Raw genomic sequence first — 10,916 nt, 5'->3', positions numbered from 1 at the left:
GCGCGCCATTGCGTGACGTAGAAGGAAGTACGGTCTCTTCTCCGACGCAACGCCGTGACGCGGGGTGTCCGGTCTGGTCCGACGCTATGCCGCATGGAGAGATGAGCGGGGGGTTATCGGCCATTCTTGGCACCCGCGGCGACTGTGACACTGCTCTCGGCAGCGTCGGCGCCCCGGATGCTCCAGGCCCTGTGCCAGGTGCTTTCGGCACCCCGGATGTCGCTCCGGGGGTCCGTGCCGCCCTCGACTCCCCGACCCGCCCGCGAAGATCAACGACCGCCGCCCGGTCACGGATGTCGTCCGTGCGCTCCGGGCGCGGGGCAGGGGCGTCGATGCCCCCGCGAGATATCGCGCTGATCACGCCACCAGGCTATCGCTCCCCACCCCGGGGCCGTCATGAGCCGTATGTGTACAAAAGCAGGGGTGGAACTTTGACACTCTGCACAGGGACGAAAGGGACGCCGACGTGCAGGGTGGTCGGCTCCCCCGCGAATCAGGCCCGTTGGGGACTCACCGGCCTCGGCGGCCCCTGCGACACCGACGGGCCGCGGTCGCCCCGGACCCCGCCTCGGTCAGGCCGGACCCCGCCTCGGTCAGGCCGCCAACCGCTGGGCCTCTACGACCGCTTCCTCCAGGCTGTCCACCACGGGCACGCCGACCTTCTCCAGGCTGGCACGGCCGTGCGAACCGCCGGTGTAGAGGACCGCCTGCGCGCCCACGTGCCGCGCGGCTATCGCGTCGTCGGAGGCGTCGCCGATCACCACCACCCGGGCCGGGTCCACAGCGGTGAGCGCGCTCAGGTGCCGCACCATGTGCTCGGCCTTGCTGCCGCCGGAGGGCCCGGTCCGCCCGTCCACCCGTACGAAGTGCGGCTCGATCCCGAACCCCCGCACCAACGGGACCAGTTCGTCGTGCACGTACATGCTGAGGATCGACTGGCTGTGCCCCGCCGACCCCCACTCGGCGAGCAGGCCCGGCACACCCACGGTGAGCTCGCACGCCGCCCGCTGAGCCGCGTAGTAACGATGGAAGGTCTCGTCCATGACCTGCCACTCGGCATCGGTCGGCAGCCGGCCCATCAGCCGCTCGTAGAACTTCGGCACCGGGACGCAGTACAACGCTCGGTACCGCTCCAGCGTGATCGGTTCGAGGCCCAGCTCGGCGAACGCCGCGTTCGTCGCCCCGATGATGGCTGCGTTGTCGTGGAACAGCGTCCCGTTCCAGTCCCACACGATATGTGCTGCTTCGCGCTTCCCCATGACAGAAAAAGTACCCGCCGCCACTGACAACGCTCCACAAAATTCCTCCGCGGCCACCGTCCCGGGCGACTCCGCGACGAACGGGGAGGTCCCGGTCCCCCAGTCCTGCCGGGTCAGTCCCCCAGGCCCACCAGCTGGGGAATCTCCTGCGTGGCGAACCACAGCAACTCGTGGTCCTCGGCCCCGTCCACGACGAACTGGGCGTCGTCGTCCCCGTGATCGGCCGCCCCCAGCGCGTCCACCGCGGCGGAGATGTCCGTCTCAGCGTCCGTCAGGTCGACATGCACGGCGGCGGCCTTGGCCATCGGTACGGCCGCGGACACCCGTACCTCGCCGAGCGCTCCGGGCTCAAGGCCCCGGTCGGGATCGGCGACCGCGTCACGGTCGGCCACGTCCACCGCGAGGACCACGCGGCGCCGGACGGCTCCGGGATCGACCGCGAGCAGCCGCAGCGAGGCGAGCGCGGCACGGTTCAGCGCCGCGTACTCGAGCTCCTCGATGTCGTCGGAGAGGTACCACTCCCGCAACGCGGGGGTGACGGCGTACGCGACGAACGGTCCCGCCCCCAGCTCCCCCGCCTTGTACGCCTCGGCGAGACCGGAGAGGGTCAGGGGGACGTAGACGCGCATGGCTGGCCGCTTTCGTAGTCGGAGAGGTCCGGGAAGGGTGGTCCCGCGCCTCCCGGGAGGGTCTTCAGGATACGTGCGGGCGTCCCCTTTCGAGTCCCCGGCCATGTCCTCGGGAGCGTCCACCCCCGGCCCGCGATTCACCCGGTGCACCCCGGCGCCGCCAAGGCTCCCGTCCCTCCCGGCCACCCTGATAGGTGAACATTCCGGCCGCCCCGACGCGCGCCCCACGTCCTTGCGGAGGCCCGCCCCCGCCTCGTACAAGATCCCCAACGCAAAAGTTACTGCCCGGTATCAAACCGGGCCCATCGAGCGGGGACCACGGATGAACAAGGTGATGACCAGGACGACACGCCGCCCGGGCACCCGCCCGCCGGGCCGCCAGGACCCCCGCCGCCCCGGCAGCACCACACCTCGCGCACCGGGCGGAGGCACACCTCGCACACCCCCGGAAGGCAGCCCGTCCCCCAAGTCCCCCACCGGAAACACCTCCCCCACCACACCGCTCGCGGTGGCGGAGTCCACCACACCGGTCACGATCCCGGGGTCCACCACACCGGTCACGACACCCGGGACCGTCACGCCGGTCACGCCCCCCACGACTCGGCCCCCGGCGGCACCGTCCCGTACCCGCCCCCGTACGACACCGTCCGGAGCCCTGCCCTCTACCGCTACCGATACCGCTCCCGCCGAGGCCCCGCGCGGCGGCCGGACCCCCGGTCGAGCGACCCCGGGTCAAGCCCTCCAGCCGCCCGCCCCCGCGCCCCACAGGCCCGCTCCCCAGCCCCGCCCCACCGATCTCTTCGCCGACCTCCTCCTCGCCGTCCTGAGCGGCCAGCGCCCCGTCCACTGCATGCTGCGCCACACCGCGGGCCGCGCCTACGACGAACTCGCCTGGCTGGCCGAACGCGGCCCCCTGCGCACCCGCGGCACCCGGCCGGTCGTCCGCGACATCGGCTACTACGTGCCGCGCACCGGCGCGATCGAGGCCTTCGCCCGCATCGGCGCGGGCGACCAGCTCCGCGCCATGGCCTTCCGGCTGGAGCAGGCGGCCGACCTCCGCTGGCGCTGCACGGCGGTCGAACTGGGCGGCCCGCGCATGCCCCACACCGACGACGACTGAGACCACCGAACCGGCGTCGGCAACAGCAACGGTGTCGACCTCCGCACAGGGAAAGGGCCGGGCACCCGAAGGTGCCCGGCCCTCAGCCGAACGCTGGACCACCGGCTCGCCGGCGGGTCGACGTCACCGACCCACCGGCCGACTCACCGCCCGGTCACTTCTTGCGGCGTCGCGTGCCCTTCTGCTGCTTGCGGCGCTCCGCGCGCGTGAGGCCGTCCGACTCCGAGCGCACCGGCTCGTCGTCGTTGGCGAAGTCGCCCTCGACCACGCCGCCTTCGCCGTCCACGGTGGGCGCGGAGAAGTGCAGCCGGTCCGGGCGCTGCGGGGCGTCGAGCCCCTTGGCGCGGATCTCGGGACGCGCGGCCACCGGGACGGCGTCCGTCTTCTTGTCCAGGGAAGGCGCGCTGTCCTCGACCGGGACCTCCTCGACCTGCTGCTCGACCTGGACCTCCAGGTTGAACAGGTAGCCGACGGACTCCTCCTTGATGCCGTCCATCATGGCGGTGAACATGTCGAAGCCCTCGCGCTGGTACTCGACCAGGGGGTCCTTCTGCGCCATGGCGCGCAGACCGATGCCCTCCTGGAGGTAGTCCATCTCGTAGAGGTGCTCGCGCCACTTGCGGTCCAGGACCGACAGCACGACCCGGCGCTCCAGCTCACGCATGATCTCGGAGCCGAGCTGCTCCTCACGGGCCGCGTACTGCTCGTGGACGTCGTCCTTGATGGACTCGGAGATGAAGTCGGCGGTCAGACCGGCACGGTCACCGGCGGCCTCCTCAAGCTCCTCGACGGTGACCTTCACCGGGTAGAGCTGCTTGAAGGCGCCCCACAGCCGGTCCACGTCCCATTCCTCGGCGAAGCCCTCGGCGGTCTCGGCCTCGATGTACGCGTCGATCGTGTCGTCCGTGAAGTGCTGGATCTGCTCCTGGAGGTCCTCGCCCTCCAGGACACGGCGGCGCTCGCCGTAGATGACCTCGCGCTGTCGGTTGAGGACCTCGTCGTACTTCAGGACGTTCTTGCGGGTCTCGAAGTTCTGCTGCTCGACCTGCGACTGGGCGGACGCGATCGCGCGCGTGACCATCTTGTTCTCGATCGGTACGTCGTCGGGGACGTTGGCCATCGACATGACCCGCTCGACCATCTGGGCCTTGAAGAGGCGCATCAGGTCGTCACCCAGCGACAGGTAGAAGCGGGACTCGCCCGGGTCGCCCTGACGGCCGCTACGACCGCGCAGCTGGTTGTCGATACGCCGGGACTCGTGCCGCTCGGTGCCCAGGACGTAGAGCCCGCCGAGGTCCTTGACCTCCTCGAACTCGGTCTCCACCGCCTTCGCGGCCCTCTCCAGGGCGGCGGGCAGTGCCGCGGCCCACTCCTCAAGGTGCTCCTCGGGGTCGAGGCCGCGCTGGCGCAGCTCCGCCTCGGCGAGGTCGTCGGGGTTGCCGCCGAGCTTGATGTCCGTACCACGGCCGGCCATGTTCGTGGCCACGGTCACGGCGCCCTTGCGGCCGGCCTGGGCGATGATCGGCGCCTCACGGTCGTGCTGCTTGGCGTTGAGCACCTCGTGCTGGATGCCGCGCTTGGAGAGCTGCTGCGAGAGGTACTCGGACTTCTCGACCGACGTCGTACCGACGAGGATCGGCTGGCCCTTCTCGTGCTTCTCGGCGATGTCATCGACCACCGCGTCGAACTTGGCGACCTCGGTGCGGTAGATCAGGTCCGACTGGTCCTTGCGGACCATGGGCCTGTTGGTCGGGATCGGGACGACGCCGAGCTTGTAGATCTGGTGGAACTCGGCGGCCTCGGTCATCGCCGTACCGGTCATGCCGGAGAGCTTGTCGTAGAGGCGGAAGAAGTTCTGGAGGGTGATCGTGGCGAGCGTCTGGTTCTCGTCCTTGATGTCCACACCTTCCTTCGCCTCGATCGCCTGGTGCATGCCCTCGTTGTAGCGGCGGCCGGCGAGGATACGGCCGGTGTGCTCGTCGACGATCATGACTTCGCCGTCGATGACGACGTAGTCCTTGTCCTTCTTGAAGAGTTCCTTGGCCTTGATGGCGTTGTTCAGGTAACCCACCAGCGGGGTGTTCACCGACTCGTAGAGGTTGTCGATGCCCAGCCAGTCCTCGACCTTGGCGACGCCGGACTCGTGGATGGCGACGGTGCGCTTCTTCTCGTCGACCTCGTAGTCCCCGGTCTCCTCGATGCCCTTGAGGGTGTTGCCCGCCTCGCCCCTCTTCAGCCGCGTGACCAGCTTGGCGAAGTCGCCGTACCACTTGGTGGCCTGGTCGGCAGGACCGGAGATGATCAACGGCGTACGGGCTTCGTCGACGAGGATGGAGTCGACCTCGTCGACGATCGCGAAGTTGTGGCCCCGCTGCACCAGTTCGTCCTGCGACCACGCCATGTTGTCGCGCAGGTAGTCGAAGCCGAACTCGTTGTTCGTGCCGTACGTGATGTCGCACGCGTACTGCTCGCGACGCTGGGCCGGCGTCATGTTGGCGAGGATGCAGCCGACGCTCAGACCCAGGAACTTGTGGACGCGGCCCATCATTTCGGAGTCGCGCTCGGCCAGATAGTCGTTGACCGTGATGAAGTGAACGCCGTCTCCGGTGAGGGCGTTCAGATACGCGGGCAGCGTGCCGACCAGGGTCTTGCCCTCACCGGTCTTCATCTCGGCGACGTAGCCCAGGTGGAGGGCCGCGCCACCCATCATCTGCACGTCGTAGTGACGCTGGCCAAGGACGCGCTTGGCAGCCTCGCGGACGGTCGCGAAGGCCTCGGGCAGCAGGTCGTCGAGGCTTTCGCCGTCGGCGTACCGCTGCTTGTACTCATCGGTGAGGGCCCTCAGCTCGGCGTCGGAGAGGTCGACGAAGTCCTCTTCGATGGAGGTGACCTGGTCCGCGATGCGGTGCAGCTTGCGCAGGATCTTGCCTTCGCCTGCACGCATGATCTTCGAGAGGACGGACACGGGGGTTTGTCTCCTTGCCGGTCGGGCCTGGGACGGTCGGTTTCAATGACAGATAATTAGCAGCTTGAGCAACGGCCATCGTAAGCGAGGACCCCACCGCGCCGGGAGGTCTGCACGTGACAGCCACCAGGACAACGGGCAGGGGTTGCGGAAGGTGCCGCGTTCCCGACGCGAAAAGTAATCGGGCAAACACTCTCGGCAAAGTAATGGCGTCCTTCCGCCCTCCCGAGCAGAATCGGCCGATGGACCCCGTCACCCTGGCCACGGACCGCCTCCTGCTGCGCACCGTCGGACCGCACGACACCGACGCCGTGTACGACGCCGTCCAGGACCCCGACATCCAGCGCTGGACCACGATCCCGTCGCCCTATCTGCCCGAGCACGCGGCGGGGTTCACCGACCAGATCGTGCCGGACGGCTGGACCGACGGCTCCATGTTCACCTTCGGGATCTTCCTCCCCGCCGGAGAACTCGTCGGCATGCTCGCCATCACGATGCGTTCCCTGGGCACCGGCGAGATCGGCTTCTGGGCGAGGAAGGAACACCGCGGCCACGGCTATGTCACCGAGGCCGCGCTCGCCGCCTCCCGCTGGGCCTTCACCGACATCTCCCTCGACCGGGTGGAATGGCGTGCCGAGGTCGGCAACGCGGCCTCCCTCGCCGTCGCCGAACGCACCGGCTTCACCCTCGAAGGCACCCTCCGCTCCGCCATCAACAACAAGGGCGTACGCCGGGACTGTTGGGTCGCCTCCCTCCTCCCCTCCGACCTGGGCCTACCGTCAACGGCCCCGTACTTGCCGGCGCCCTCACAACGGGCGTAGCTGTGGGCATGCGTGCCGCAAGGGGCGGCACGGGTGGGCACAGCGGCACCCGGCACCCGGCACCCCGCACCCCGCACCCCGCACCCCGCGAGCGCGGCAAGCACACCCACCCCGAGGCCGGCCCGCACCCCGAGCCCGGCCCGCTCGCCGGGCGGCCCGGGAACGGGCGCGCGCACCGGCGACCCCGTTGTCAGTGGCACCGCCTACCGTGAGCACATGACGAGCCACCCGCGTCCCACCACCACACTCTCCGCCGACGAGGCCCGCCGCATCGCCCTGCGCGCCCAGGGCTTCCTCGGCGCCCCGAACCGCAGAGGCGGAGTGCGCGGAGTCCTCCGCCACCTGGGCGCGGTCCAGCTCGACACGATCTCCGTCCTCGCCCGCTCCCACGAACTCGTCCCGTACGCCCGCCTGGGCGCGGTGGGCCGCACGGCGGTCGACCAGGCGTACTGGACACCGGGCCCGGACGGCGCACCCCACGCCTTCGAGTACTGGTCCCACGCGGCCTGCATCCTCCCCGTCGAGGAGTGGCCCCACTTCGCCTTCCGCCGCCGCGCCTACCGCGCCCGCCCGCACTGGAACCACGACCTCCCCGACGGCACCTACGACCAGGTCATCAAGCAGCTCCGCACCGAAGGCCCCCTCACGGCCACGGATCTGGGCGGTGCGAAGAAGACCAGCGAGTGGTGGGACTGGTCGGGCACCAAGGTCGCCGTGGAGCGCGCGCTGATGTACGGCGAGGTGGTGTGCACCGAACGCCGCGGCTGGAAGCGGGTGTACGACCTCGCCGAGCGCGCCATCCCCGATGCGCTGCTCCACGACGAGCTGGACGACGCGGAGTGCGTGCGCCGCCTGGTGCGCCTGGCGGGCCAGTCCCTGGGCGTCGGCACCCGCGCGGACATCGCCGACTACCACCGGCTCAGGGGAGACCAGGTCGACGCGGTGATCACGGACTCGGGCCTGGTCCCGGTGGCGGTGGAGGGCTGGGGCAAGCCGGCCTGGGCGGACCCGACGGCTCTGGAGACCGTCCCGCGCGGGCGCCACCGTACGACGCTGCTGTCGCCGTTCGACTCCCTCGTCTGGGAGCGGGCGCGCACCGAGCGGATCTTCGGCTTCACCCACCGCCTGGAGGCGTACACCCCCAAACCGAAGCGGGTGTACGGCTACTTCGCGATGCCGGTCCTGGCCGGCGGCCGGCTCGTCGGCCGTGTGGACCCGGCCCGCGAGGGCCGCACCCTGGTCGCCAAACAGGTCACCCTGGACGGCCCCAAGGCGGTCCCCGCGGTGGCCCAGGCCCTGGTGGAGGCCGCGAGTTGGGTGGACTGCACGGACGTACGGGTGGAGCGGGTGGCCGCCCCGGAGCTGCGCGCCCCCCTCGCGAGAGAGCTGGCCCTCGCCCTCGCGTGACCGCCCCGCACGCCCAACTCACCGAAAGAACCCGGTGAACCCGGTGAACCCGGTGAACCCGACCGCCTAGCGAATCTCGAGGATCTTCTCCCGCATCGCGTACACCACGGCCTCCATCCTGGAGTGCAGTTGCAGCTTCTCCAGGATGTTGCGCACGTGGTTCTTCACGGTGTTCTCGGAGATGAACAACTCCTTGGCGATATCGCGGTTGTTCATCCCGGTGGCCACGAGCTTGAGAACCTCCAGCTCGCGTTCGGTCAGCCGCGGCGCGGGCACCAGTCGTCGCTCGTCGGTGCGCTGGATCATCGACTTGAACTCGGTGAGCAGTTTCGACGCCATGGAAGGGCTGATCTGCGACTGACCGTCGGCCACCGCGCGAATGGCCGTGGCCACCTCGTCCGTGGAAATCTCCTTGAGGAGATAACCGGTCGCGCCCGCCTTGATCGCGTCGTAGAGATCCGCTTCCTCGTCGCTGATCGTCAACATGATGATCTTCGCGCTGGGAGCCACCTCCTTGATGGAGGTGCACGCCTCGATACCGCCCCGCTTGGGCATCCGTACGTCCATCAGCACGATGTCGGGCAGCAGATCGGCCGCTTTGTCGACCGCCTCGGCCCCGTCACCCGCCTCACCGACGACCTGGATGTCCTCCTCGGCGGCGAGCACGATCTCCAGGCCGCGGCGGAAGAGGGCGTGGTCGTCCACGACCAGGACCCGGATGGGCTCCTTGCGCGGAGACCCCGCGTCCGGCCCCATGCCGGCGACGCCGTCATCGGCATCCCCGTCACGCATCGGTCCGAAGCTGTCCGCCATCGTTCCTCCCCCTGAAGGCCGTGGCCTGTGGTTCTGTGCCATCGCCAACCCAAGGCAGCGGCCCACGGGTTGGGCCGGTGCGGCCATGATTCCATGCCCGGGCGACAGCGCGGTGACAGAACGGGGCGCGAGAGCCCGCACACCGGTGCCCCTGGGGGCGCACGAGCGCTCCAGGGGCACCGGCTCAACCGTCACCTGGGTGGGTCAGCCGCCGAGCGCACCGCCCGGCGCGGTCGACCCGGCCTGGGCGACCATCGGGTCGGTGTTGAGGTGGATGACGCCGTAGTCGTACGCGTGCCGCCGGTAGACGACACTCGGTTCCTTGGTCTCGGAGTCGACGAACAGATAGAAGTCGTGCCCGACCAGCTCCATCTCGTAGAGCGCCTGGTCGAGCGTCATCGGGGCGGCCACATGGGACTTCTCGCGGACGACGAGGGGGCCTTCACCCATGACCTCGAGAGGACCGACCTTCTTGGTCGGCACGCTTTCGGGTTCGTCGTCGTGGACGACACTGCCGTTGCCGTTCAGCGTCGCGGCGTCCGGCACGCGGTCGGCGACCTCCGCGGCGGAGATCCTGCCGGTCCCACGGCGGGTGTAGCGCTTGTCGTGCTGCTTGCGCAGCCGGGCCTCGAGCTTGTCCGCCGCCAGGTCGAGTGCCGCGTACGGGTCGTTCGCCGACGCCTCCGCCCGGATCACCGGGCCGCGGGAGCGGAGTGTGATCTCCACCCGGTCACAACGGTCCGCCTGCCGAGGGTTGGGCTCCTTGGACACCTCGACGTCGAGGCTGATCACCTTGCCATCGAGCTTCTGGATCTTCTCCAGCTTCAGCTTCTCGGCCACGTGCTTCCGGAACCTCTCGGGCACCTCGGTCTTGCGGCCCTTGACGACGATGTCCACGCAGAACTCCGTTCCCGGATAGCCCCGCTCCAGCGGCGGAGCATCTCCCTTTTGCACCAGGCTCCGGTGAACTCCGGAACCTCGGACTCGGTGACTTTCACCTCCTCCTCCCCCATGGGCAAGATCTACACCCCGGCCGGTGCGGGTGATTGCAGAAAACCCGCGGCACGGCATTCGGATATGCGAGGTTCGGCCTGCGCCTTTGCCTCACAACCGAACATATCTCGCCCGGACGGATGACGTCACCCTCTACTGCCGCGTACCTCCGTTCAGGTGAATTGACCGGCTCATTACCTGCAACGATGAAAGTTCTCAGTCAGTTCCGGTTTATTTCGAACGAGTCCGAAGGCGCCGCGACCACAGCCGCGCAGATCATGACTCCCGCTTCACCGACACCCGTCACGTCTCCCGCTCCGTCCGTCCTCGTGTCGTTCCGGGCCCGCCGCCCGCCCGGCATCTGCCGGGCCGTCCGGGCCGTGTGCGGCTCGCCCACTGCCCTCGCTGTCGTCGCGTCCGGCCTTCGTTCCCCTGCTGCTGCCCATGCCGCCGCGCGGTAAGCGTCGTCGGCGCTCCCGGTGTACGGCACTTCCGCCCGAACGGCGCGCGCCGCCTCCGTGAGGGAGGCACCCGTCGTCATCAGGTCGTCGACCAGCACGATCCGCCCGCCGCCCGCCAACAGCCGCTCTCCCCCGGGTGCCACCTCAAGGGCGCCCGCGAGGTTGGCCAGCCGCTGCCGGGAGTTGAGCCCCGACTGATCGGCCACCGCCCGCCGCTGCCGCAGCACGGCGAGCACCCGGGCCGGCGTCCCCGTACGCCGTAGCTCACCCGCCGCCGCCAGCGCGATCCGCCGCGCCGGATCATGCCCTCGCGCCCGCACCGCCCGCCGCGAGGACGGCACCGGAACCAGCAGCACGGCCCCGGCCCCGGCCCCGGCAATCCCGGGACCACCCGGACCCGCCCTCCCCGGCGAATGCCGATCGCCACCGGCCCCCGGCCCGCTGCCAG

At 69.8% G+C, this 10,916-nt stretch carries 9 protein-coding genes; 3 read left to right on the top strand and 6 right to left on the bottom strand.

The window, feature by feature from the left end; genetic code table 11:
• Positions 1-593: 593 nt before the first annotated feature.
• Both ACIP79_RS15835 and ACIP79_RS15830 read right to left on the bottom strand, forming a co-directional pair.
• Positions 594-1,259, bottom strand: a complete 666-nt coding sequence (locus ACIP79_RS15835) for an HAD family hydrolase (RefSeq protein ID WP_401223480.1) — start codon at positions 1,257-1,259, stop codon at positions 594-596.
• A gap of 113 nt (positions 1,260-1,372) precedes the next feature.
• Positions 1,373-1,888, bottom strand: a complete 516-nt coding sequence (locus ACIP79_RS15830) for a DUF6912 family protein (protein WP_401223478.1) — start codon at positions 1,886-1,888, stop codon at positions 1,373-1,375.
• A gap of 322 nt (positions 1,889-2,210) precedes the next feature.
• On the opposite strand from ACIP79_RS15830, the gene ACIP79_RS15825 reads away from it, so the two are divergent.
• Positions 2,211-3,008, top strand: coding sequence for an Rv3235 family protein (locus ACIP79_RS15825; RefSeq protein WP_401223477.1), 798 nt, complete (start codon positions 2,211-2,213; stop codon positions 3,006-3,008).
• 154 nt (positions 3,009-3,162) lie between these two features.
• Here ACIP79_RS15825 and secA read toward each other — a convergent pair whose 3' ends face one another.
• Complete coding sequence (gene secA, locus ACIP79_RS15820; RefSeq protein ID WP_401223475.1) at positions 3,163-5,973, bottom strand: preprotein translocase subunit SecA; 2,811 nt, start codon at positions 5,971-5,973, stop codon at positions 3,163-3,165.
• A 242-nt stretch (positions 5,974-6,215) separates the two neighbouring features.
• Here secA and ACIP79_RS15815 point away from each other — a divergent pair, with 242 nt between their 5' ends.
• Both ACIP79_RS15815 and ACIP79_RS15810 read left to right on the top strand, forming a co-directional pair.
• A complete protein-coding gene (locus ACIP79_RS15815; protein ID WP_401223473.1) occupies positions 6,216-6,794 on the top strand; it encodes a GNAT family N-acetyltransferase in 579 nt (192 codons plus the stop codon).
• Between the two features lie 216 nt (positions 6,795-7,010).
• The gene (locus ACIP79_RS15810) at positions 7,011-8,201 is read left to right on the top strand and encodes a winged helix-turn-helix domain-containing protein (protein ID WP_401223471.1); all 1,191 of its coding nucleotides are present in this window, start codon (positions 7,011-7,013) and stop codon (positions 8,199-8,201) included.
• 66 nt (positions 8,202-8,267) lie between these two features.
• Here the strand turns inward: ACIP79_RS15810 and ACIP79_RS15805 are convergent, their stop codons facing one another.
• From ACIP79_RS15805 to ACIP79_RS15795, 3 genes are all read right to left on the bottom strand, one after another.
• Positions 8,268-9,014 carry a response regulator transcription factor gene (locus ACIP79_RS15805; RefSeq protein WP_365444189.1) on the bottom strand — a complete coding sequence of 249 codons (747 nt, stop codon included), beginning with the start codon at positions 9,012-9,014 and terminating at the stop codon, positions 8,268-8,270.
• Between the two features lie 204 nt (positions 9,015-9,218).
• Positions 9,219-9,911 carry a ribosome hibernation-promoting factor, HPF/YfiA family gene (gene hpf, locus ACIP79_RS15800; protein ID WP_401223469.1) on the bottom strand — a complete coding sequence of 231 codons (693 nt, stop codon included), beginning with the start codon at positions 9,909-9,911 and terminating at the stop codon, positions 9,219-9,221.
• A 316-nt stretch (positions 9,912-10,227) separates the two neighbouring features.
• Entirely contained in the window at positions 10,228-10,824 is a 597-nt protein-coding gene (locus ACIP79_RS15795) for a ComF family protein (protein WP_401223467.1), read from the bottom strand.
• Positions 10,825-10,916: the final 92 nt, after the last annotated feature.

This window comes from Streptomyces sp. NPDC088747 (genome assembly GCF_044751025.1).
Lineage (GTDB): Bacteria > Actinomycetota > Actinomycetes > Streptomycetales > Streptomycetaceae > Streptomyces.
The sequence above is the reverse complement of the archived record's forward strand: the minus strand, read 5'-3'. Positions and strand labels throughout refer to the sequence as shown.

Coding starts and splice junctions, on each gene's coding strand:
- ACIP79_RS15810 (WP_401223471.1), top strand. CDS start 7,011: ATGACGAGCCACCCGCGTCCCACCACCACACTCTCCGCCGACGAGGCC.
- ACIP79_RS15825 (WP_401223477.1), top strand. CDS start 2,211: ATGAACAAGGTGATGACCAGGACGACACGCCGCCCGGGCACCCGCCCG.
- ACIP79_RS15815 (WP_401223473.1), top strand. CDS start 6,216: ATGGACCCCGTCACCCTGGCCACGGACCGCCTCCTGCTGCGCACCGTC.
- ACIP79_RS15830 (WP_401223478.1), bottom strand. CDS start 1,888: ATGCGCGTCTACGTCCCCCTGACCCTCTCCGGTCTCGCCGAGGCGTAC.
- ACIP79_RS15835 (WP_401223480.1), bottom strand. CDS start 1,259: ATGGGGAAGCGCGAAGCAGCACATATCGTGTGGGACTGGAACGGGACG.
- ACIP79_RS15805 (WP_365444189.1), bottom strand. CDS start 9,014: ATGGCGGACAGCTTCGGACCGATGCGTGACGGGGATGCCGATGACGGC.